The organism is Pseudomonas sp. OG7, from assembly GCF_014192825.1.
GTDB lineage: Bacteria > Pseudomonadota > Gammaproteobacteria > Pseudomonadales > Pseudomonadaceae > Aquipseudomonas > Aquipseudomonas monteilii.
In genome coordinates this window covers 36,596-58,712 of sequence record NZ_JACHYK010000006.1, presented here as the reverse complement: position 1 = coordinate 58,712, position 22,117 = coordinate 36,596, and the positions used below count along the sequence as shown (strand labels likewise).

Sequence of the window (22,117 nt, the reverse complement as noted above, 5' to 3'; positions counted from 1 at the left end):
CTGGCGACGGGGTAAAAATTAAGGGTGATCGGCCACTATAAAGGGCTGGCGAAGATATTTCACCCCGCATGCGCATCTACTGACGATTGACGGGTTAGGATAGGCGCCTGTTTTACATTCAGTTTGCCAATGGGAGTCTCCATGAGTGCCGTCACCCGTGCCGCCGTCGAAGGCGTGCTTCGCCAGTACACCGACCCCTACCTGAACCAGGATCCGGTCAGCGCCGGTTGCGTGCGCGCCATCGACATCCAGGGCGGGCAGGTCAGCGTGCAATTGCAGCTGGGCTATGCCGCCGGTTTGTTCAAGAACGGTTGGGCCCAGGTGTTGCAGACGGCCATCGGCAACCTTGAGGGCGTCAGCAGCGCCCAGGTATCGATCGACTGCGTGGTCGCCGCTCACAAGGCCCAGGCCCAGGTGCCGGCCATGGCCAACGTCAAGAACATCATTGCCGTGGCCTCGGGCAAGGGCGGTGTGGGCAAGTCGACCACTGCGGCCAACCTGGCGCTGGCGCTCGCCCGCGAAGGCGCACGGGTGGGTATTCTCGATGCCGATATCTACGGCCCTAGCCAAGGCGTGATGTTCGGTATTGCCGAAGGCACCCGCCCGCAGATTCGCGAGCAGAAGTGGTTCGTGCCGATCAAGGCCCATGGCGTGGAGGTCATGTCGATGGCCTTCCTCACCGACGACAACACACCGATGGTCTGGCGCGGCCCGATGGTTTCCGGTGCGCTGCTGCAACTGGTCACCCAGACCGCCTGGGATGACCTGGACTACCTGGTGATCGACATGCCGCCGGGTACTGGCGACATTCAGCTGACCTTGGCGCAGAAAGTGCCGGTGGCGGGCTCGGTGATCGTCACCACGCCGCAGGACCTGGCGTTGCTGGATGCCAAGAAGGGTGTGGAGATGTTCCGCAAGGTCAATATCCCGGTGCTGGGTGTGGTCGAGAACATGGCCGTGCATATCTGTTCGAATTGCGGCCATGCCGAGCATCTGTTCGGCGAAGGCGGTGGTGAGAAGCTGGCCAGCCAGTATGGCGTTGACCTGCTGGCGTCGTTGCCATTGTCGATGTTGATCCGCGAGCAGGCCGACAGCGGCAAGCCGACGGCGATAGCCGAGCCGGAAAGCCAGATTGCCATGGTCTATCAGGAACTGGCCCGCCAGGTAGGCGCGCGGATTGTGCTGCAAGAGGCGGCGGCGCCGGCGATGCCGAGCATTACCATCAGCGAAGACTGACCGCAGACCAAGTCACCTGCTTCGCGGGATTGCCCGCGAACAGGCGACTCGGTCTTTCAGGGAGGCATAAAAAAACCCGCCAGAAGGCGGGTTTTTTTGAAAGCCAGGAAGCTAGATCGACTTAGGCGATCTGAACTTCTTCAGCCTGCATGCCTTTCTGGCCGCGGGTAGCGACGAAAGTAACAGCCTGGCCTTCTTTCAGGGTTTTGAAGCCGTCAGCTTGGATGGCTTTGAAGTGCACGAACAGGTCGTCGCCCGACTGAGGGGTGATGAAGCCGTAGCCTTTCTCATCGTTGAACCACTTAACAACACCGGATTGACGGTTGGACATTTTTCTGTCTCCTTGGACAATTTGATAACGGTCAGGAAAAACCCTGCCCGGGACTGAGCGCAAAGAGAGCAGAAAATTCAGCGATGGGCCGATCAGGATCGTGCATCAAACTAGAGATTCTCGGTGTCACGTGCAGCACAGTGGCGCCACCTTACCCCACTTTCCGCAACCTGCCAATGGTCAGAAGGCGCTTTACGCAAATTCGGATCGACGGCGGCTCCAGCCCCCGCCCGGCGCGGGATGAGGCATAGAACTTTAACCTGGGCGCCGGGACCGGTAAGATGCGCGTCACGATTTTCACCACGCAACTCTTCAGGACACCCCCGCCATGAGCATCAAATCGGACAAGTGGATTCGCCGCATGGCGCAGGAACACGGCATGATCGAACCGTTCGTCGAGCGCCAGGTGCGCGGCGAACAAGACAGCCGGGTGATCTCCTTTGGCGTCTCCAGCTATGGCTACGACGTACGCTGCGCTGACGAATTCAAGGTGTTCACCAACATCAACTCGGCTACCGTCGACCCGAAAAACTTCGATGCCGGCAGCTTCGTCGACATCAAGAGCGACGTGTGCATCATCCCGCCAAACTCTTTCGCCTTGGCGCGCACCGTCGAATACTTCCGCATTCCGCGTGACGTGCTGACCATCTGCCTGGGCAAGAGCACCTACGCTCGTTGCGGTATCATCGTCAACGTCACCCCGCTGGAACCCGAGTGGGAAGGCCACGTGACGCTGGAGTTCTCCAACACCACCACGCTGCCGGCGAAGATCTACGCCAACGAAGGCGTGGCGCAGATGCTGTTCTTGCAGTCTGACGAAGAGTGCGAAGTGTCCTACAAGGACCGTGGCGGCAAATACCAGGGCCAGCGCGGCGTCACCCTGCCGCGCACCTGAGCCGACAAGCGCGGGGAATTACCCGCGCCTTTGGCACTCCAACGATGTAATGCCGGTGCGCATGATGCGCATCGGCTTTCGTCAGGAGCAGCCAATGAAACTCCATCCCGCAATCAGTGCCAAGCTGGCAGGCCTGCAGCCCAACCACGTGGGGTTGTTGCCCTGGTCATTGCTGGCGCATCCGCTGCCCATGCAGGCGGGGGGCGTGCCTCATCAGCCTGACCCCGATACCCCGCAGCCACCAGAGCCTGGCGAGAGGCCACCCATGGAGCCGGGCGAGCCGACCTTACCGGATGAGCCGCCGCCAGCACCTGTCGCCTGAACGCCGTTACAGCGGCCAGACCCGTCCTGCGCCAGCCAGGTATACCCGGCTGGTGCTGGATGGCGCGATCTTCCAGCCGCCGGTGAACTCACCGAAAGCCGGCAGCAGACTGACGTGAGCGTCGATCAGGAAGCATGGCAGTCGCAGGCGCTGGCGAGCCGTGCCGCGCAGCACAAAAACCGGGTGCACATGGCCGGCCAGCACTGGGTAAGCCGGGTGAGGCGTTGGTTCGTGTTGTAGCGCGAAAGGTTCCAGTACCCAAGGCTCATCCTTGACTTCAATGCGAAGCGATGCAGGTGGATCGCCGGCGTTGCGATCATGATTGCCGCGTATCAGCACAATATTCATCTGCGCGTGGCGCTGCCGCCACGCATGCAGCCTGGCCAGCGTTGCAGGCGCCCGGGCAGTGCGTGCATGGAGGAAATCCCCGAGAACGATCAACTGGTCGCAGTCATGGGCTGCCAGCAAGGCATCCAGCCGGGCGAGCGTCGCGTCTGTGGTACCACGCGGTACAGGTTGGTGCAGGGCACGATAGCTGGCAGCCTTGCCGATGTGTACGTCGGCCACCAGCAATGCTCGGCGCCTGGGCCAATAGATGGCCTTGTCGGCAAGCAGCCAGAGCACTTGGCCTGCGTGTTCGATGGGCTGGACATTCATGCCTTACCTGCCGCTTGTTCCAGTTCTGCAACCATTCGCGCAATCCGGTCTGCAAGCTTCTCGGTGCTCAGCGTCTCGCGCATGCCCTCTACCAGTAAAGCGAACGCCAGCGGTCCCGGTCGCTTCAATACCTGCAGGTCCAGCTTCAGGCTGGCCATTTTCAGCAATTGCCGACGCAGCCGCTCGATCTCCAGCTCCTCGCCCAGCACTTCGTCCCGTGCCTGGCCGAGTAGCAGGTTACCGGCGTCATGCTTGCGAAACACCTCATAGAACAGCCCGCTGGATGCCTGGATCTGTCGAGTGCTCTTCTGTGCCGCCGGGTAGCCGCCAAACACCAGCCCGGCAATCTGGGCAATTTCGCGAAAACGCCGCAGTGCCATTTCCCCTGCATTCAGGCTGGCCAGCACATCTTCCAGCAAGTGCTCGGTACCCAGCGCCTTTGGCAGGTGCGTTGTCCAGTCCACCGGCGCAGGGCTGAGCAGTTCGAACCCGTAGTCGTTGACGGCAATCGATACCGACAGCGGTTGTACGCGGCTGACCCGCCAGGCAATCAGGTTGGCCAGGCCCAGGTTGGCCAGGCGCCCGGCAAAGGGGTACAAGAACACGTGCCAGCCCTGGCGCGACTTGAAGGTCTCGGCCAGCAGCGTGCCGGTGGTTGGCAACGCCGACCACTGTGCCTGCAACGCCAGCAGCGGCCGCACGGTTCGCATCTCCGGGCCGTCAAAGCGGCCATGGGCCGCAGAATCGAGTTGCTCGACCAACGCGTCGGCCAGTTCGCTCGATAGCGGCATGCGCCCACCGTTCCAGCGTGCCACCGCAGCCTTGCGCGCGGTGCTGCGGCGCACATAGGCGGTCATGTTTTCCACGCGTACCAGTTCCAGCACCCGCCCGGCAAACACTAGCGTGTCGCCGGGACGCAGGCGGGCGATGAACGCTTCTTCGACACTGCCCAGCGTCTTGCCCCCGCCGCCCTTGCTCCAGTATTTCAGTTGCAGGTTGGCGTCGCTGACGATGGTGCCGATGCTCATGCGGTGGCGCCGTGCCAGGCGTTCGCTGGCAACCCGGTAAACGCCGTCGGGCCTGGGCTCGACGCGCTGGTAATCCGGGTAGGCGGAAAGTGAACTGCCACCGTGGCAGACGAAGTCCAGCGCCCACTGCCACTGGCTGTCGCGCAACGCGCGGAAGGCCCAGGTGCTGCGAACTTCGGCCAGTAGCTGCTTGGGTCGAAAACCACTGCCCAAGGCCATGCTGACCAGGTGCTGCACCAGCACGTCCATGCACAGTTGCGGCGAGTAGCGGGCTTCGATGTGCCCGGCTATCAGTGCCTGTCGGGCTGCAGCTGCCTCCACCAGTTCCAGGCTGTGGGTAGGCACCAGGGTGATCCGCGAGCGCCGCCCCGGTGCGTGCCCGGAGCGCCCGGCGCGTTGCATCAGGCGGGCGATGCCTTTGGCCGAGCCGATTTGCAACACCCGTTCCACGGGTAGAAAGTCCACGCCAAGGTCAAGGCTGGACGTGCAGATCACCGCTTTCAGGCTGCCCTGTTTGAGGCTACGTTCCACCCAGTCGCGGGTATCGCGGGCCAGCGAGGCATGGTGCAGGGCAATCAGTCCGGCCCAGTCAGGGCGGGCTTCAAGCAGGGCCTGGTACCAGAGCTCGGCCTGGGCACGCGTGTTGGTGAACACCAGGCAACTGGCACTGGCCTCGATTTCCTGGCTGACCTGGTCGAGCATCTTCAGGCCCATGTGCCCGGCCCAAGGGAAGCGTTCGATCGCTGTTGGCAGCAGGGTATCGACTTGCAGCGCCTTGTCCTGTCGGCCCTGTACCAGCAGGCCGCCTTGCGGCAGCAGAACGTCCAGCGCATGTTGCAGGTTGCCCAGGGTGGCGGAGAGGCCCCAGGTCGGCAGGCCTGGATGCCAGTGGCGCAGGTGGGCCAGGGCCAGCTGCAGTTGTACCCCACGCTTGTTACCCAGCAGTTCGTGCCATTCATCCACCACTACGAGCCGCAGGGTGGCGAAATCTTCGCGGGCCTGTGCGCGCGTCAGCAGCAGCGTCAGGCTCTCGGGTGTGGTGACCAGCACACTTGGCAGGCGCCGAGCTTGTCGGGCTCGTTCTGCGCTGCCTGTGTCACCGCTGCGTACCCCAACGCTCCACGGCAGCGCCAGTTCATCCACGGGCACCTGCAGGGCGCGTGCGGTGTCGGCGGCCAAGGCACGCATGGGCGTCACCCACACCACCTGCAATGGCACCGATTGGCTGCCTTGGGGCTGGGTCTTGAACGCACGAAGCGCGGCGAGCCACACGGCGTAGGTCTTGCCGGCCCCGGTACTGGCGTGCAGCAGGCCGGACTCGCCGCGCGCCACAGCTGCCCAAACGCGGCGCTGGAAAGCGAATGGCTTCCAGCCACGCCTGGCAAACCAGGCATTGGCGAGGTCGGTGGCGGGCATGAGGCAAGTGGTCCTTTGAAGGCTGTGCTTCTACAGACCGCCCGCCACGTGCAATGGTTTTACCGAATCAGTTGCCCAGCAGGTAGCCACTGCGACATACCTGCTCGCCAGCAACATGAGCGATGACCATGCCAGAAGTGGCCATGCGCCTTACGCTGCGGGCATACAGCAGGCCCGGTTGGCTGTTGCGCACTGCCGTTACCCGGTCACTGAGCGGGTCGATGACTTCGGCAATCAAGTGCCCAGCTTCCAGGTGCTGTCCGGGTATGGCGTGATACACCAGCAACCCGCCCAGCGGCGTCACTACCGGTTCCACTGCAGCCAGCGGCGTGGCCGGGCTGGGCAAGGGCGGCAGGGCAGGGCTGGCGCCTTCGATAACGCCTGCGTGGGTAAGGAAGTCGAGTATCGCCTGGCAGTCTTTGCTGGCCAGGTCATGGCTGACATCGGCCTGGCCGCGCAGTTCGACAGTTACCGAGCAGCAGCCCAGCGGGATCGGGAAGCGCTTGCCGAAGCGTTGCTGCAACTGCCACCAGACCAGGCTGAAACATTCGTCGAACGACTGCCCGCCCGAGTCGGTGGCCAGCAGGCTGGCCTGGGCGCCCAGGTAGCGGGCCAGCGGCTCGATGTGTGGCCAGGCATCGGGTGTGGTGTACAGGTGTTCAACGGCTTCGAAGTCGCAGTGCAGGTCCAGCACCATGTCGGCATCGCAGGCCAGGCGCTGCAGGATCAGGCGCTGGGCTTGCAGCGGTGTGCGGGCCGGGTGCGCGTCCAGCCCACGCCGCAGGTATTCGCGGATCAGCTCGACGTTGTGCGCCGGGTTCTGGGTCAGGTGCTCTTCGATCTGATCGCCGATGCTGTCCGACAGGTCGACGAAGTTGCGGTTGAAGTTCTCGCCACTTTGCAGTTCGAAGCGCCCCAGCGGCGCATCCAGCAGCACTTGCTCCAGGCCGACCGGGTTGGCCACCGGCACCAGTATGATCTCGCGCTGCAGGCGGCCTTGTTCTTCCAGCGCTATCAGGCGGCGCTTGAGGTGCCATGCCACCAGCATGCCGGGCAGTTCGTCGGCATGCAGGGAGGCCTGGATATAGACTTTGCCGCCACTGCGAGGGCCGAAGTGGAAGCTGTGCAACTGGCGGGTGATGCCCGGAACGGGAGAGAGCAGGTCGTGGGTTGAATGGTGCATGGTGGTCCTGGATGCGTGGCGAATACGGTCTGCGACACAGGTCGGCACACTGATAGAAGCATAGTTTTCAGCGTTGCGCCTCAATGGGGGCGCGACCTTTCAGGCCAGCAGTGCCTGCAAGGAGGCCAGGTCATCCGCCTCTTCCACCGGCTTGTCCAGCCGCCAGCGCAGCATGCGCGGAAAGCGCACGGCAATACCGCTCTTGTGGCGCCTGGACAAGGCAATGCCTTCGAAGCCCAGTTCGAACACCAGCGTAGGCGTTACGCTGCGTACCGGGCCGAAGGTTTCCACCGTGGTCTTGCGGATAATGGCATCGACCTTGCGCATTTCTTCGTCACTGAGCCCCGAATAGGCCTTGGCAAAGGGTACCAGTGCTCGCCCCGGAGTGCCGGCCGGTGCGTCCCACACGGCGAAGGTGTAGTCGCTGTACAGGCTTGCACGCCGACCGTGGCCGCGTTGGGCATAGATCAGTACGGCATCGACGCTGAACGGGTCGATCTTCCACTTCCACCAGGTACCCATATCCTTGGTGCGCCCCACACCGTAAAGGGCCTCGCGCTGCTTGAGCATCAGGCCCTCGACACCCAGGCTGCGCGACTGTTCGCGCTGGTGGGCAAGGTCGGCCCAGTCCGGGCCTGTCAGCAGCGGCGACAGCAGCACGGGGGCAAGCGGGTGCGCATCGACCAAGCGTTCCAGTTGGCTGCGGCGCTCGTGCTGCGGCCGGTTGCGCCAGTCTTCGCCTTGCCACTCCAGCAGGTCGTAGGCCTGCAACACCACCGGTGCGTCGGTCAGCAATTTCTTGCCCAGCGTTTTGCGCCCCAGGCGCTGCTGTAGCAGGGAAAAAGGCTGCACGGCCAGTTCAGCCCCTGTATCACCTGGTTTCCAGACCAGAATCTCGCCGTCGAGCACCACGCCATCGGGTAGCGTCTGCGCCAGGCTGTGCAGTTCGGGGAAGCGCTCGGTCACCAGCTCTTCGCCGCGCGACCACACCCACAGCTGGCCCTCGCGCTTGACCACCTGGGCGCGAATGCCGTCCCACTTCCACTCGATTTGCCAGTTGCTTGGCGGCCCGAGCAAAGTATCGAACTGGTCGGTAGAGGCTTGTAGCGGGTGGGCCAGGAAGAATGGGTAGGGCTGGCCGCCACGCTGGCGATGCTCATCGGCGGACTCCGGGGCGATCAGCTTCTGGTAGCTGGCTGCGGTAGGGCGATGGCCAATATCGGTGTAACCGACCAGGCGTTGGGCCACGCGCTTGGCGTCCAGCCCGGCCAGTTGCGCCAAGGCGCGGGTGACAAGCAACTTCGATACGCCCACGCGAAAACTGCCGGTGATCAGCTTCAGGCACAGCATCAGGCTGGGGCGATCCAGCTGCGCCCAGAGCGGCTGCAGGCGCTGCTGAACCTGCTCAGGCGGTAGTCCGCGCAGGGGCAGCAAATGCTGCTCCACCCAGATGGCAAGGCCTTCATCGCTGCCATCGGCGTGTATGGGTAGCAATAGCGAAATGGTTTCGGCCAGGTCACCCACTGCCTGATAGCTTTCTTCGAAGAGCCAGTCTGGCAACCCGGCCTGAGCCGTTGCCTGTGCGCGCAACACGCGAGTGGGCACCAGCTGGCGCGGGCGCCCGCCGGCCAGAAAGTACACGGCCCAGGCGGCATCCTCGGCGGGGGCATTGGCGAAATAGTCGCGCAGTGCCTCAAGCTTGGCGTTGCTGGATGTGGTCGCATCCAGGCGCAGGTACAACGTGGCGAAGGCTTTCATGGTGTGGGTTCGGCAGTGACGACGTCGTCTTCGTCGCCGTATTCGGTGACGAAGGCGCGGGCATCGAGGCCTTGTTCGTTGAGGCAGCGCACCAGCACGTTGACCGAGCCGTGGGTGACCATCACCCGTTCGGCGCCGGTCTGGCCAATTGCCCACAGCAGCCCGGGCCAGTCGGCATGGTCCGAGAGGACGAAGCCCCGATCCACACCGCGCCGCCGGCGGGTGCCGCGCAGTAGCATCCAGCCACTGGCGAAGGCATCGCTGTACTCGCCGAAGCGGCGCATCCAGCTACTGCCGCTGGCTGACGGGGGCGCCAGGATCAGCGCTTGGCGCAGCAGTGGGTCGTTGCGCGGTATGTCGCCGGCATAGAGGGTTTTCGGCAGGTGGATACCGGCGTCCCGGTACACCCGGTTGAGCGGCTCGACGGCGCCGTGCACGAGGATCGGGCCGATGCTGGCGTCCAGCCCATGCAAAATCCGCTGGGCCTTGCCGAAGGCATAGCAGAACAGCACGCTGGCCTTGCCCTGTGTGCTGTTGGCCCGCCACCAGGTATTGATGTCGGCGAACACCTCAGCCTGGCTGGGCCAGCGATAAATGGGCAGGCCGAACGTCGATTCGGTGATGAAGGTGTGGCACTGCACGGGTTCGAAGGGCGTACAGGTGCCATCGGGCTCCACCTTGTAGTCACCGGACGCGACCCAGACTTCACCCTGGTACTCCAGGCGCACTTGTGCCGAACCCAGCACGTGCCCGGCCGGGTGCAGGCTCAGGGTCACCCCATGGTGAAGCAGGCGCTCACCGTAGGGCAGGGTCTGCAAATCGATGCCTTGGCCCAACCGGCTACGCAGAATGCCAGCACCGGGGCTGGCGGTCAGATAATGGCCATTGCCGGTCCGTGCATGGTCACCGTGGCCATGGGTGATCACGGCGCGGTCCACGGGCCGCCAAGGGTCGATGTAGAAATCACCGGGTGGGCAGTAGAGGCCTTCGGGGCGGGCGATGACAAGGTCCATGGCGCGGGCGCTGGTTTGGAGTTACCAGTTAGGAGCCATGCAGGAGAAAGGAAGTTCGACTGGAAATGGCTGGGGCTGCAATGCAGCCCCAAAACAGGCGATGCCCGTTATTTGCCAGGCACCAGCGTGAGTCGTTGGTTGCCATACGCCCGCCCGAAGTTCTGCTGCTGCAGCGGCAGGCTCATGAACTGGCCTTTGAACCAGGCATCCAGCCCGTCGCTGTAGTGCGCGCTTGCCGGGTTACCGGACTGGCCGCTGCTGGTCAGCACCTGCAACGGTTCGGCCTGGCCGAAGTCTACGATCATCCGCGCCGAGGCCGGCAGGCGGGTGTCGAAGTCGCTGCCCCAGGCGTATGGCGTCAGGGCGAGGGTGGTGAAGTCGCCACCTGCAGCCAGCGGTGAGCGGCTGATGGCTTCGCCCAGGCCATGGTAGGCCGGTGCTGGCCAGCGGTACTGGTGCAGCTTGCCCCATTGCCAGGCGCGGCGGTCGGCGCCCAGTTGCGCGATCCCGGCGTCCATTGCTCCCGCCAGGCTGCGGGCGAGAATGGCAGGCTTGTCTTCTTTTTGTGGGGTGTTGCGGTCATCCCAGAACGGGCTGTCGTCGCGGCCCAGCAGGTGATCGGCCTGGGCCGAGAACGACAAGCGGGCATTGCTGACGAACGCCTGCCAGGCAGGGCCGGATTCCGGGCCCAGGTCGTCGAGGAAGGTCTGCCGCGTTACCTCCTGCAAGAACAGCTCGTACAGCGCGGCATCCGCTGACACCGGGCTCAGTCGGCCATCGAAGGCCTTGAGCCGGGCCAGTGTGTCGCGGGCCTTGTCGCGTTGTGCGGCAGGCAGGGCGTCGATCGCCTGCTTCAGTGGCTGGGCCATGCCGGGGGCGTCGAACATCTGCTTGAGCTTGTCGGCCAGCAGGGTTACCTGGTCGTTCTGCAGGGCCATCAGGCTGCGGCTGTCGTGGCGGCCATTGCCGGCCAACTGGGCCAGGCGTTCGGCGCGTTCGGGGTAGTACCAGGTGCTGGACAGCTGCATGCCGTAGCCACGCGGCAGGCTGCGCTGGTTGGCGTGGCCGATCCAGCCAGCAGGCGGGTCCTGGTCATACGGGTGCAGCATCGGGTCGGCATAGCCGTCCCAGTCGTAGCGCCCGTCCCAGCCCGGCGAGGGCAGCAGGCCCTGGCCTTCGCGGCGGTTGGGGTAGTGGCCACTGACTTGCCAGCCGATGTGCTCCGGCTCGGCGAAGACAAAGTTGAGGGCCGCGGCGGTCACTTCGCGGGTACTGTCGAAGGCGCGTTCCACGTTCCTGGCCCGGGTCAGGTCGAACAGTGCATCCAGGCTGCGGTCGCCCTTGAACTGCGGCAAGTTCAGCGCCAGGCCCAGGCTGGCGTTGTCTGGCTGGGCCAGCAGGGTGCCGTGGCGGGTGTCATACATCACCTCGCGCAGCGGGCGCTGGCCTCGGACGAAGAACGTTTCGCTACGGGCGCGGGCCGGCAGCCATTTGCCGTCGGCCAGGTAGCTCAGCTGGCTGCCTTGACGACGCAGTTGTTCCAGGAACAGGTCCTGGTTGTCGGCCATCACGGCGCTGCTGCTCCAGGCCAGTTTGCCGTTGTAACCGGCCAGCACGATCGGCAAACCCGGCAACGACAGGCCGGCAACCTGGTACTTGCCGGTGTGAATCTGTACCGGGCTCAGGGCCCAGGTAGCGCGGCTGTCGCTGGCCAGCAGACTCTTGCCACTGCGGCTGCGCTGCGGGGCCAGGGCCAGGTTGGCCGAGCCCGGGCTGCCGAGCAGGTCGAGGTCGGCCAGTTTCTGGCTGGCGGCCGCCAGCGCTGGCAGGCCCGGCAGCTGGCTGGCCAGGTTCAGGCCCTTGAGCTTGTCCACCTCGCCTTCGGCCAATGGCTCGTCCGGGGCGCCAGGCAGCAGCCAGGCCAGTTTGTCGCTGCCGGCTTTCTGCGCCAGGGTCAGGGCACTCAATTCTTCCTGCAGGTTCACCGATTGGCTGAACGCATACAGGTTGAAGATCAGTGCCGAGTCTTCGGGCTTCCAGTATTCCGGGCGATAGCCACTGCTGGCCAGGCCGGCCGGCAGCTTGTCGCGGTAGCGGAACAGGTAGGCGTTGACCCCGCGTGCGTACACTTCGAAAAAGCGCTTGAGCCGTGGCGATGCGTCGGCGTACTGCTGGGCGGCGCTTTGCTTGAGGTTGGCCGCGCGCATCAGGCGGTCGATGTCCAGCGCTTCGCTGCCGGCCAGTTCGGCCAGACGGCCTTGGGCCAGCAGGCGCATGGCGACCATCTGCTCGATGCGGTCACCGGCATGCACATAGCCCAGGCTGAACAGCGCATCATGGAAGCTGCTGCTTTCGATCAGTGGCGCACCCATGGCATTGCGGCGTACTGAAACATTCTGCGCCAGGCCCTTGAGCGGCTGCACGCCACTGGTCGGTGGCACGCTGTCCTGGTAGCCGCCCGTCTGGCAGCCGGCCAGCCCGAGCATGCCGAGCAGCGTGGCAGCGGTTGCGAACCGCGGGCGGAAGGGAGGAAAGGCGGGGGCGGCCATGACAAGGGCTCCTGCAAGGCGTGGCGGGTTTCGAAAGGCGCTAAGGTAGTAAGCGCGCAGGCGCCATGCAAGGTCCCAGGTCGGTTTATTTGCCAGCGCTGCCTCAAACGTTGAAGTGGTCTGCCAACGTCTCGGAAAAGTGCGTGCAATTGATGCGCGCATAGCGCCGGTAGTCACGGGTGACGGCGAACGCCGAGCCGGGCATCAGCAGGATCTTGTTTTGTTCCAGTTTGCGCACCAGGGGTTGCAGGTCTGGCAGGTCCGGGTGGTAGACCCAGAGGAACATCCCCCCTTGCGGTGCGATTTCAAACTGCCAGCCTCGCTCGATCAGAAGCCGCTGGGTCTGGACCTGCTGCCTGATCAGGCGCTGCTGCACATCATTCATGTGCCGGGCATAGGTGCCATCCGACAATATGGTGTTGACGAAGCGTTCGCAAAACGCCGGGACGGCAACACAGGTCAGCAGTTTCAGGCGTGTCAGCGGTTCGATCAGGTCGTGTGAGCAGGCGATGAAACCCACGCGTAGCGATGCGGACAGGCATTTGGAGAAACTGCCGATGTAGATAACCCGGTCAAGGTTGTCCAGCTCGGCAAAGGTCTGGCGTACGGCCGGGCTGAAGTCGCCATACACATCGTCCTCGACCACGAAGAACTCGTGCTCTACCGCCAGGCGCAGGACACTGAAGGCGTTGTGCGGGCTGATGTTGCTGCCGGTCGGGTTGTGGAAGGTGCTGTTACAGAAAAATGCCTTGACCTTGTGCCCGGCCAGGTAGGTTTTCATCTCTTCCACGTCTGGCCCGTCCTGGGTTCGCCGTATGCCGACAACGTGCCCGCCCGCCAGCTGGATCAGCTTGATCAGGTTGCCGTTACCCGGCTCGTCGACGAAAACGTGGTCGCCTGGCTTGATCAGCAGCCGCGCAACCAGGTCAAGGCCTTGTGTGGCGCCCAGCGTGGTCAGCAACTGGTTGGGGCGGACATCGACACGGGTCAGCCGTTTCATGTGTACGCACAGCTGTTTGCGCATGGGCAGGTAGCCCTGGATGTCGCCGTATTCGGCCAGCGAGCTTTGCTCCAGCCGCGCCGTGCGGCGAATGGCCTTGGCCAGCAGCTCGGTGTCACGCCAGGCGGGGGGGAGCCAGCCGCTGCCCAGCTTGGTGTAGTGCTGGCCGCCTTGCAGCAGCTTGAAAAGCGGGTCGCCCGCCATGCATTCGGGCTCGTGGATCACACTGGTTTGCCGTGACCGGGTCGCGACGAAGTAGCCCCTGCCCGGCGAAGCGGTCAACACACCTTCGCTGACCAGCTGGGCGTAGGCCGAAACAACGTCGTGGTAGCTGAAGTCGACTGCAGCTGTCAGTTTGCGGATGGAGGGCATGCGCTGCCCGGGCAGCCACTCCCCTGCATCCAGGCGTTGTCTTAACTGGTGATGAAGGCTGCGGGTGTTCATGGCAGGTCTCAAACCGTTAGAAAAAAAAGCCTAACAGTTAACGGAAATGCTTGTCGACTGTTCGTTTTCAACTGGCCAGTACATGCCACTATTCCCTGGTCGGAAGTGTTGGTTGCCCGCAAAGGCAGCACCTTAAGCGTCTGTTCAACCAGACAACTGGATATTGAGCCCATGCACTCTATGGATATGCAATCAGCCGTCATTGCCAGGCTACCTGTGCCTGATGAACCGGAAACTTTCAAGGTTGTAAGGAACCTTGTTACATCGGCGCTATTGGAGTGTTGTTCAGTTGATGAATTCGAAGCGTTTAAAGAAACTTCGGTTATTCAGTGTGTCACCGAACAAGCCCATGCCGATTTGCAGGCCTTTGCCCTGAAAGATCCGGCAGCTGGCCGCGACCTGGTATTCATTGCAAGAACGTACACCTCTTATTCTGCCGTTCTGCATTATCGGCTCGCCCATTGGATCTACAACAATACCGCTGCTGCCTATGGTGCCGGTGGTCAATGCCTGGCGGCCATGATCTCCAGGCGCGGCAAAATGCTCTCCGGCGCGGAAATTCACTTCCGCAGCCGTATTGGCGCACGCTTCATCATCGATCACGGCATGGGCACCGTCATAGGCGAAACCTCGACCATTGGTGACGATTGCTACGTGCTGGGCGGCGTCACCCTGGGCGCCCGCGGTATCAGCGGCAACCCTTCAAGCCCCAGGCACCCGACGTTGGGCAACCGGGTACAAATCGGCGCGTTCGCCAGTGTGCTGGGCGCTATCCACGTCGGTGACGGCGCATTTATCGGGCCGGGCTGCATTATTACCAAAGATGTTCCCGCGGCTGCCAGGGTACAGGTTAAAACATCATTGCAGGTGGTACTGGAACCATGAACACTCTGAACTATGAAGTGTTACGCAATACCGAAAAGCTGTATTACAAAGACCAGTATCTGGCCGGCGTTGATACGCAAGTAACACGCGTGCACAGTGATGGCATTGAATTGCAGAGTACCGTGGCTTACCCGGAGGGCGGCGGCCAGGAAGCAGACTTCGGCACCATTGAATTACCGGTGGGAACTGTGCGCTTTGTCTGGGTGAAAAAACTGTATGGCAGCCCGATTCGCCTAGAAGGTTTCAAAGGTGGAAAACTGGGCGGCATCATTATTCACAGCCTGCACCCTGATGATCTGCACCTGCTGGATGACGTCACGCCAGGCATGCCGGCTCGCATCACCATCGATATTGAACGGCGCGAGCGGCTGACGCTGTCTCACAGTGCCAGTCACTTTCTGTATGCCGCTGCGATCGGGCAGCGTGAAGAGCTGCAGCAATGGACCATCGGCTGCCACATCAAAGAGGATTCGGCACGTTTCGACTTCCTGGTCGAGGACGCTTTCACGGCCGAAGAGGTGGTTGAAATAGAACGGCGGGCCAACGAACTGATCGGCTTCGATGCACCCATCGAGCACTACGCGGTCGAGGGCCTGGAAGACGCACGTTTGTGGACCTACAACGGCATCGAAATTCCGTGCGGTGGCACACACCTCGATTCACCGGGGCGTATAGGGCGCCTGAGCGTCAGGCGCAAACGCCTGGGCAAAGGTAAGGAACGGCTGATCTGCGCGTTTCCCGATGCCGAAATCGACCTGTCCACCTACCACGGGCACGCACTATGAACAGCACGTTACCGCGGCGCACGTACCTGTATTTCACCGCACAGTCGATCAACCTGACCACAGCGGTCATGTCCGTGACCATGGCCGCCATTGTCGGCGCGGCGCTGGCGCCTGATGCCGCGTGGTCCACGGTGCCGTACGGGTTTCAGTTTCTGAGCCTGATGCTGGCAACCTACCCGGTCTCCAGGCTGATGAGCCGCATCGGCCGCAAGAAGGCCTTCATGCTGGGCGCAATTCCGTTGGCATTGTCGGGTGTCAGCGGCTTTCTGGCGGTGGAGCACCAGCATTTTGCAACGCTGGTACTTAGCCATTCTGCGTTGGGTGTGTATATCGCCTTCGCCAACTTCAACCGCTTCGCGGCCACCGACAATCTGTCTCAGGCCCTGAAACCCAAAGCCCTTTCGCTGGTTGTGGCGGGGGGCGTCATCGCCGCGGTGGCCGGGCCGACGCTTACCGAGTGGCTGCGTGATGTGGGCGGCTATCCACTGTTTTCGCTGTGTTATGCCGCGTTTGTCGGCCTGGCGCTGCTGTCACTGCTGATTGCCCTTTGCCTGCCAGACGATGGCGGTGTGACCAGCACGGTCAACAGCGCCGCCCAGTCGGCCCGCCCACGCACCGAGCCGTTAAGCCCGAGTGTGGTGGTGGCAATGGGCGTTGCTGCACTGAGCTACGGGATCATGAACCTGCTGATGATCCAGGCCTCGATGCACATGAAACACATGCACGAGGACTTCTCGGACGTACGCCTGGCGATCCAGTGGCATGTGATTGCCATGTTTGCCCCGTCGTTCTTCACCGGTGCGATCATCCAGCGGTTGGGTATCAGGACCACCATTTGCGCGGGCCTGGCCCTGCTGATCGGCTGCTCGGCCCTGAATATCTGGTCGCACAGCTACGCCATGATGACCTTGGCACTGATTGCCCTCGGGCTGGGTTGGAACCTGACGTATGTAGGCGGCGGCGCCTTGCTGGCCCAGTCGCTGCAGAACAGCCCGGCAGCGATGCAGATGCAGGGCAAGAACGACCTGGCCATTGCCATCTTCGCTACCCTCGGCGCGTTCAGCCCTTCGCTGTTGCTGAGCACGGTCGGCTGGGATGGCACCAACGCCATCTGCATGGCCCTGTGCATCGGGCTGCTGGTTGCCACTGCCGGCCTGCTGCAGAACAAGACCTGCCTGCATACTTCAATGGAAGGTAGCCGCAAATGAGCGAGCTCATCAGTGTCAGCGATCGCATCTATACCAAGCTGGAAATGAACAACCCTGGGGGAAGCCACAAATACCGAGCGGCCCGGCGCATCGTCGAGCATGCCGTACGCAATGGCGACATCATTCCCGGTGTGACAACCGTCATCGAGAAAACCGGTGGCAGTTTCGGCTTCGGCTTGCTGGCGGCCTGTCACAAGTACCAGGTCGCCGTGGAGCTGGCGGTCGGGCTGAGCTTCAGCCAGACCAAGCGGGATTTGCTCGAGTGTTTCGGTGCGCGGCTGATCGGCAAGGAAATGTTGATGGCCGGTGCCACCCCCAAGGATGTGGTCATGCACCACCTGGATAACCAGGCCGCGTTGGGCAAGTCATACTTCTATACCGACCAGTTCAACAACCCGATGGGTATCGACGCCCATCGTTACCAGACGGCCAGCGAGCTGGCCGTGCAACTGACCAACGCCGGGGCAGGGCGGGATGTCCTGTTTGTTGGCTGTGCGGGTACGGGGGCAAGCTTCACGGGCATTACGCTGGGGCTGAAGGATCACGGTTTCGAGGTGTCGACGGTGTTGGTCGACCCCAGCGGGTGCGACTCAAGGGCGGGTGTGTTTGCCGACCACCGCTTCGAAGGCATGGCAGTGGGGGTTTGCCCGCCTTTCATGGACTGGTCGCTGGTGGACGAGCGGGCCCAGGTGCAACACGCAGAGATGCTGGCTGCGCAGCGCTGGTTCTACATGCAAAGTGGCATTTTCGTGGGCAATACCGCTGCCGCCTGCCTGGCCGTTGCTCAGCGCATGGCCCAGCACCCGCGGTATGCCGGGACCACTGTGGTGACCATCGCCTATGACGCCGGCCTGTGGTACCAGGACCTGCTGGGGGCGACACGGCGCAAGGCCGCCTAGGCCAAGGCCCTCAGCAGGGAGGCAACGTCAGATCAGGCGCCGTGGCACTTCTTGAACTTCTTCTCGCTACCGCATGGGCACGGGTCGTTACGGCCAACGTCCTTCAGGGCGTTGCGTACCGGCTCTTGGTGGCCGTGGTTGCAGTGCGGGCCGTGAACATGGCCATGGTCATGGTGGTGATCATGGTCGTGGTTGCAGTCAGGGCCATGAACGTGGGGTTGCTGGGACATTGCAGGGTTACTCCGGGATGTGATCGCCGGGGATTATCTCACCACTGCGCGATAAGTGCAGGTCCCGATGGATAAGCAGCCCGGTCGCCAGTTCGCCCTGCAGGGTGTAGTGCAGCGGTTGCTTGCTTCTGAGCAGCTTGGCCAGCGGCTTGAGGTGCTGCCAGAGGTTGGTACGCGCGGTGATCTTGAAGGTACGCCGGGCATGCCCGCCCACGCTGCGCCATACGCTGGTTTCATCCTGCACCAGCAGCAGATCGTTCAGGCGCACGGCATACGAGAGGTTGCGGATGAACAGGCGGCTGTCATTGGGGTTGTCGACTTGCAGGTGCAGCACGAATTCCTGCTCCAGCAACCTGGCCTTGACCGTTTCGACTTCGACCAGGCGCACCTCGGGTTCGCGCCAGTCTTCACCGCCCCAACTGCTGCAGCCCGCCAGCCATGCCATCAGTGTACCGAGCAGGAGCAGGCGGGCGCGGGCGTTCATGTTCAGCTCCCGACGTAACTGGCACAGCATTTCTTGAACTTCTGCCCGCTGGCGCAGGGGCAGGGGTCGTTGCGCCCGGCCTTCAACCCGACCGTAGGGTCGATGAAGTACCAGCGCCCGGCATGCTGGACGAACGCCGAGCGTTCACGGTGCTGGTGGTCGCCCTCCTGGTCGTGCCAGCGTGCGGTAAAGGTGACAAAGCCGTGTTCCGGTTGGCCGCCGAGTACTTCAGCGCTTTCTACCTCCAGGCCCAGCCAGGTGCTCTGGGCGCTCCAGGCGGCCATGGCGGCGCGGTCCAGGTCGGCTTGTTGGGCGGGCAAAGTGGTGGCCACCAGGTAGTCGACCAGGCCCAGCACGTAGGCACTGTAGCGTGAGCGCATCAGCGCCTGGGCATCGGGTGCCGGGGTGCCGGCATGGTAATGCCCACAGCAGGCATCAAGCAGGTTGCCACTGCCACAGGGGCAGACCGAGACACTCATCATCACCACCAGTACTTGCCGAAGTTTTCAGGGTTGGCCCAGAACCTGGCGTTGAGCCAGTCCGGGACCTGCTTGTAGTCATGTAGATCATAGGTGAACAGGCTCAATACCTGCTGGTCACGGCAGAATTTCTCGCTGGCCGACAGGGCCAGGGCGAAAAAGTCGGTGTCTTGCCAGCCGCAGGCGGCCAGATCGGCCAGCACGGCAACCCGGCTGGCATTGAGGTTGCGGATGCCGCCGAGCAGCTCCAGGCCCGTGCGTTTGGGCAGGTGCTCCAGGCAGTCCACCAGCACCGCCAGGTCAAAACGCTGGGCCGCAAGCTCGGCCGGAAGCGGGCCAGGGGCTGCTGTGGCGATGGTCACCTGCGGGTGTGCTTCGGCGAAGGCGTCGAGCGCCGGGAAACGTGTGCCCACCAGCAGCAGGCGTTGCGGGGTGAAGCGCTCCAGCAGGGCTGCCAAAGCCTGCTGCGGCGTACGTTGGGAGAAACCTTCGGTCATTGCCAATCCTCGTTCAAGTCGTCCAAGACTAGCGGGCCGCAGCCTGCGGGCAAAGAGGCATGTGACCGCGTCGTGGCTGATTGCTGGCAGGGTTGGAATGCGCGGTCTTTACTCCCAGAGATCGGCCTTATGCCGATTCCCCCTAGGAGAAGCAATGAAATGAGCATAGTACGCACAGCGATACCCCTGGTACTGCTCACCAGTGTGTTGACTGGTTGTGCAGGTTTGCAAAAAACCGACTGGCCGAAATGTGCCGCCGTCGGGGGTGTAGGCGGCGCCGCATTGGGCGCTATTGAAAGTTCCAGCTGGGCTGGCTGGGGCGCGTTGCTGGGCGGTGGCCTGGCGGCGGGTTACTGCTGGGCCCATGGAGATGGCGACGAGGATGGCGACGGCGTGCCGGACAGCCGTGACAAGTGCCCTGGCACCCCGCGTGGGGTGCAGGTCGATGCCAACGGGTGCCCGCCTGAGCCGGCAGCCGTGGTCGAGGAAGTGGTGGTGCAGAAAGAAGAGGTCATCGTCATTCGCGATGTGCACTTCGAATTCGACTCTGCGAAGCTGACCGCCCGCGATAAAGAGCGCCTCAACACCATTGCCACGCGCCTCAAGCAGGAAGCACCATCCGCCCGCCTGAGTGTCAGCGGCCACACCGACAGTGTCGGTTCCGACAGCTACAACCAGAAACTGTCCGAACGTCGTGCCCACTCGGTGACCGATTACCTGGTCGAGAGCGGCGTACCGCGCAGCAGCTTCGTTTCGGTGGTCGGTGCCGGTGAAACCCAACCGGTGGCTGACAATGCCACGGCCGAAGGGCGTGCGATGAACCGTCGTACCGAGATCAAGATCCAGCGGTAACACGGCATGCGCCCGTGCCTTGAGCAGTGGCACGGGCGCGTCTTGATGCCGGCCAGCCGTTTGTGGCCAAAGACACAGGAGCATTCAGCATGAGTGTGACGTCGAAGGCGGCACTGCCGCTGTTGGTGGCTGCCAGCCTGCTCGCAGGCTGCGCTACCCATAGCGATGGCAGCGCGCCCCTCAACCAAAGGACCTGGCCCATCTGCAGCCTGTTGGGCGGCTTGGTCGGTGGCGGCCTGGGCGCTATCGAAAGTTCTGCCTGGGCCGCAGGTGGCGGCGCCCTGGGCGCCATTACCGGGGGGCTGATCTGCTATGCCCAGGACGGTGACGAAGATGGCGACGGTATTTTCGACCGCCGCGATCGTTGCCCCGACACCCCAGCCAACACGGCGGTCGACCACATGGGTTGCCCGTTGAAGGTGTATCCGGCAGCCCCCCCTGCTACCGCACCCGAACCTGCACCTGAGGTGATCATCCTGGATGACAACGGCGCGGTGATGTTCGCCTTCGATTCCGCCGACCTGACCCCGGCGGCCCAGCAACGGCTGCAAGGCCTGGTGGCTAAGCTCAATTCCCCGACGGTAGCCAAGGTCGCCGTGGTCGGGCACACCGACAGCGTGGGCTCCGACACCTACAATCAGGCGCTTTCCGAGCGCCGTGCCAGCAGTGTTGCCGAATACCTTATCAGCCAGGGCCTGGAGCCCGGCAAGGTCACCAGCCAGGGGCGTGGGGAAAGCGAGCCGGTCACCGACAACGAAACCGAGGAGGGCCGCGCGCGCAACCGACGGGTGGAGCTGCACCTCAACTGAGCGGCGCTGGCGCCTGCCTTGGCATTGCAGTTAATGTGGGGTGCACGGCCCGCTCGATCGGGCCGTCTCGACATAACAACAATCGATAGGGGCGGGGTATGAAGTTCATCCTGGGCCTGGGCAAGGTCCTGACGGTCGCTTTCTGGGGTGTGGTGTTGTTCAATCAGTTGTTGCCACAACCTTTGCCCTTCAATCTGCTGATCAATGCCGCTGGTATTTTCCTGTTCGGCCTGCACCTGCTCGAAGTGCTGTTCTTCAATGGCAGCCTGCGTGGGCGCAGCCATCGCTGGTTCGACCGATTGCAGATCCTGTTGACGGGCATCTTCCATGTCATGTCCATTCCCCGTGCGCAGGAGGCGCCGCGAAATGCGTAATCTGATGTTGCTGGCCATGTTGGCCACTCCCCTGGCTCAGGCCGAAAGCCTGGAAGTCGCCGCCAATTCCATGCTGCGCCTGCCCGACAAGTCGGCCAGCGTGCACCTCACGCACTTGCGTGTCGCTGATTCGGCAACCCTGCTGCTGCCTGCCTCGCTTGCGGAATTGAAGGTCGACCAGCTGGAGCTGGGGCGTGATGCGCGTATCGCCATTGCACCTTCCGATAGCCCGTTGCTGATCGAGGCGCGCAGCGCCAGGTTGGGCGAAGGCAGTGAATTCAGTGCTCCAGGGGCTGCCGGGAGCTACCAGCGGGCAGCCCGCTCGGGCCGCAGTCTGGACCTGAAACTGGCTGAACTGGATGCCGAACGGGTGGCGATCGATGCCCGTGGCGGCGCCGGTGCGCCGGGGTACGTGGGGCTTGATGGTGCCAATGGCCAGGCAGGTGGTTGCACATGGGGCCAGGCCAGTCGCGGTGCCAATGGCGATAATGGCGGCAACGGGCACGACGGCGCCCCGGGTGGGCGCATTCGTCTGAGCCTGCCGCAAGGGTTCCCGCAGGAGCACATTGTGGCGCGTCTGGATGGCGGCGCCCCGGGGAAGGCCGGGGCGGCAGGCAAGGCGGGTAAAGGCGGGGCGAGTAAAGGTTGCCTGGTGTACAGCACCGACGCTGGGGCCAATGGCCGGCCGGGACAGCCGGGCCAACCTGGGTTGGCGGGGGCCGCGGGTGAGCTGATCCTGCAGCGCCTCTGAGCCACACCGCTCCTACAAGGGGCCGCGCAGGT

Annotated in this window: 23 protein-coding genes; 11 read left to right on the top strand and 12 right to left on the bottom strand. The window is 63.3% G+C overall.

Annotated features, from left to right (window positions below; genetic code table 11):
• Nucleotides 1-141 precede the first annotated feature (141 nt).
• Complete coding sequence (apbC, locus tag FHW75_RS15800; RefSeq protein WP_016713757.1) at nt 142-1,236, top strand: iron-sulfur cluster carrier protein ApbC; 1,095 nt, start codon at nt 142-144, stop codon at nt 1,234-1,236.
• A 121-nt stretch (nt 1,237-1,357) separates the two neighbouring features.
• On the opposite strand, the gene FHW75_RS15795 is transcribed toward apbC, so the two are convergent.
• Nucleotides 1,358-1,567, bottom strand: a complete 210-nt coding sequence (locus FHW75_RS15795; protein WP_003254922.1) for a cold-shock protein — start codon at nt 1,565-1,567, stop codon at nt 1,358-1,360.
• A 328-nt stretch (nt 1,568-1,895) separates the two neighbouring features.
• Between FHW75_RS15795 and dcd the strand changes: the two genes are divergently transcribed.
• Together dcd and FHW75_RS15785 are read left to right on the top strand one after the other, a co-directional pair.
• Nucleotides 1,896-2,462 (top strand): dCTP deaminase, encoded by a 567-nt coding sequence (dcd, locus tag FHW75_RS15790; RefSeq protein WP_003258001.1) that lies wholly within the window; start codon nt 1,896-1,898, stop codon nt 2,460-2,462.
• 94 nt (nt 2,463-2,556) lie between these two features.
• Nucleotides 2,557-2,784 (top strand): hypothetical protein, encoded by a 228-nt coding sequence (locus tag FHW75_RS15785; RefSeq protein ID WP_016713758.1) that lies wholly within the window; start codon nt 2,557-2,559, stop codon nt 2,782-2,784.
• Between the two features lie 6 nt (nt 2,785-2,790).
• Here the strand turns inward: FHW75_RS15785 and pdeM are convergent, their stop codons facing one another.
• The 7 genes from pdeM to FHW75_RS15750 form a co-directional block, all read right to left on the bottom strand.
• Nucleotides 2,791-3,441: a ligase-associated DNA damage response endonuclease PdeM gene (pdeM, locus tag FHW75_RS15780; protein ID WP_019096565.1), complete on the bottom strand. Its 651-nt coding sequence runs from the start codon at nt 3,439-3,441 to the stop codon at nt 2,791-2,793.
• Nucleotides 3,438-5,885, bottom strand: coding sequence for a ligase-associated DNA damage response DEXH box helicase (locus tag FHW75_RS15775; RefSeq protein WP_019096566.1), 2,448 nt, complete (start codon nt 5,883-5,885; stop codon nt 3,438-3,440). The genes pdeM and FHW75_RS15775 overlap by 4 nt, the downstream gene beginning before the upstream one ends.
• Nucleotides 5,886-5,952: 67 nt before the next feature.
• A complete protein-coding gene (locus tag FHW75_RS15770; protein WP_019096567.1) occupies nt 5,953-7,068 on the bottom strand; it encodes a succinylglutamate desuccinylase/aspartoacylase family protein in 1,116 nt (371 codons plus the stop codon).
• 99 nt (nt 7,069-7,167) lie between these two features.
• Complete coding sequence (locus FHW75_RS15765) at nt 7,168-8,826, bottom strand: ATP-dependent DNA ligase (protein WP_025754563.1); 1,659 nt, start codon at nt 8,824-8,826, stop codon at nt 7,168-7,170.
• Entirely contained in the window at nt 8,823-9,839 is a 1,017-nt protein-coding gene (locus FHW75_RS15760) for a ligase-associated DNA damage response exonuclease (RefSeq protein ID WP_183674067.1), read from the bottom strand. The genes FHW75_RS15765 and FHW75_RS15760 overlap by 4 nt, the downstream gene beginning before the upstream one ends.
• A 107-nt stretch (nt 9,840-9,946) precedes the next feature.
• Nucleotides 9,947-12,388: a penicillin acylase family protein gene (locus FHW75_RS15755; protein ID WP_183674065.1), complete on the bottom strand. Its 2,442-nt coding sequence runs from the start codon at nt 12,386-12,388 to the stop codon at nt 9,947-9,949.
• A gap of 103 nt (nt 12,389-12,491) precedes the next feature.
• A complete protein-coding gene (locus FHW75_RS15750; protein ID WP_025754560.1) occupies nt 12,492-13,832 on the bottom strand; it encodes a PLP-dependent aminotransferase family protein in 1,341 nt (446 codons plus the stop codon).
• 171 nt (nt 13,833-14,003) lie between these two features.
• Here FHW75_RS15750 and FHW75_RS15745 point away from each other — a divergent pair, with 171 nt between their 5' ends.
• The 4 genes from FHW75_RS15745 to FHW75_RS15730 are packed head-to-tail and all read left to right on the top strand — an operon-like array spanning nt 14,004 to nt 17,609.
• Complete coding sequence (locus FHW75_RS15745; protein WP_025754559.1) at nt 14,004-14,717, top strand: serine O-acetyltransferase; 714 nt, start codon at nt 14,004-14,006, stop codon at nt 14,715-14,717.
• The gene (locus FHW75_RS15740; protein WP_161990075.1) at nt 14,714-15,502 is read left to right on the top strand and encodes an alanyl-tRNA editing protein; all 789 of its coding nucleotides are present in this window, start codon (nt 14,714-14,716) and stop codon (nt 15,500-15,502) included. The genes FHW75_RS15745 and FHW75_RS15740 overlap by 4 nt, the downstream gene beginning before the upstream one ends.
• Nucleotides 15,499-16,710, top strand: coding sequence for an MFS transporter (locus FHW75_RS15735; protein ID WP_183674063.1), 1,212 nt, complete (start codon nt 15,499-15,501; stop codon nt 16,708-16,710). The genes FHW75_RS15740 and FHW75_RS15735 overlap by 4 nt, the downstream gene beginning before the upstream one ends.
• Nucleotides 16,707-17,609 (top strand): pyridoxal-phosphate dependent enzyme, encoded by a 903-nt coding sequence (locus tag FHW75_RS15730; protein ID WP_025754558.1) that lies wholly within the window; start codon nt 16,707-16,709, stop codon nt 17,607-17,609. The genes FHW75_RS15735 and FHW75_RS15730 overlap by 4 nt, the downstream gene beginning before the upstream one ends.
• A 32-nt stretch (nt 17,610-17,641) precedes the next feature.
• On the opposite strand, the gene FHW75_RS15725 is transcribed toward FHW75_RS15730, so the two are convergent.
• Genes FHW75_RS15725 through FHW75_RS15710 form a run of 4 tightly spaced genes read right to left on the bottom strand, consistent with a single transcriptional unit; the run spans nt 17,642 to nt 19,299 of the window.
• On the bottom strand, nt 17,642-17,839 hold the full coding sequence (locus FHW75_RS15725) for an SEC-C metal-binding domain-containing protein (RefSeq protein ID WP_009684590.1): 198 nt from the start codon (nt 17,837-17,839) through the stop codon (nt 17,642-17,644).
• Nucleotides 17,840-17,846: 7 nt separating this feature from the next.
• Nucleotides 17,847-18,323 carry an LEA type 2 family protein gene (locus FHW75_RS15720; RefSeq protein WP_019096575.1) on the bottom strand — a complete coding sequence of 159 codons (477 nt, stop codon included), beginning with the start codon at nt 18,321-18,323 and terminating at the stop codon, nt 17,847-17,849.
• A 2-nt stretch (nt 18,324-18,325) separates the two neighbouring features.
• Nucleotides 18,326-18,802: a YchJ family protein gene (locus FHW75_RS15715; RefSeq protein WP_025754557.1), complete on the bottom strand. Its 477-nt coding sequence runs from the start codon at nt 18,800-18,802 to the stop codon at nt 18,326-18,328.
• Nucleotides 18,803-18,804: 2 nt separating this feature from the next.
• The gene (locus FHW75_RS15710) at nt 18,805-19,299 is read right to left on the bottom strand and encodes a DUF6231 family protein (protein ID WP_016713780.1); all 495 of its coding nucleotides are present in this window, start codon (nt 19,297-19,299) and stop codon (nt 18,805-18,807) included.
• Nucleotides 19,300-19,458: 159 nt separating this feature from the next.
• Here FHW75_RS15710 and FHW75_RS15705 point away from each other — a divergent pair, with 159 nt between their 5' ends.
• The 4 genes from FHW75_RS15705 to FHW75_RS15690 all read left to right on the top strand — a co-directional run bounded on the left by FHW75_RS15705 (nt 19,459) and on the right by FHW75_RS15690 (nt 22,085).
• Complete coding sequence (locus FHW75_RS15705; protein WP_016713781.1) at nt 19,459-20,151, top strand: OmpA family protein; 693 nt, start codon at nt 19,459-19,461, stop codon at nt 20,149-20,151.
• Between the two features lie 89 nt (nt 20,152-20,240).
• Nucleotides 20,241-20,960 carry an OmpA family protein gene (locus tag FHW75_RS15700; RefSeq protein WP_016713782.1) on the top strand — a complete coding sequence of 240 codons (720 nt, stop codon included), beginning with the start codon at nt 20,241-20,243 and terminating at the stop codon, nt 20,958-20,960.
• Between the two features lie 98 nt (nt 20,961-21,058).
• Complete coding sequence (locus tag FHW75_RS15695) at nt 21,059-21,334, top strand: DUF1145 domain-containing protein (RefSeq protein WP_016713783.1); 276 nt, start codon at nt 21,059-21,061, stop codon at nt 21,332-21,334.
• On the top strand, nt 21,327-22,085 hold the full coding sequence (locus tag FHW75_RS15690; RefSeq protein WP_019096577.1) for a hypothetical protein: 759 nt from the start codon (nt 21,327-21,329) through the stop codon (nt 22,083-22,085). Before FHW75_RS15695 ends, FHW75_RS15690 begins: the two co-directional genes overlap by 8 nt.
• Nucleotides 22,086-22,117: the final 32 nt, after the last annotated feature.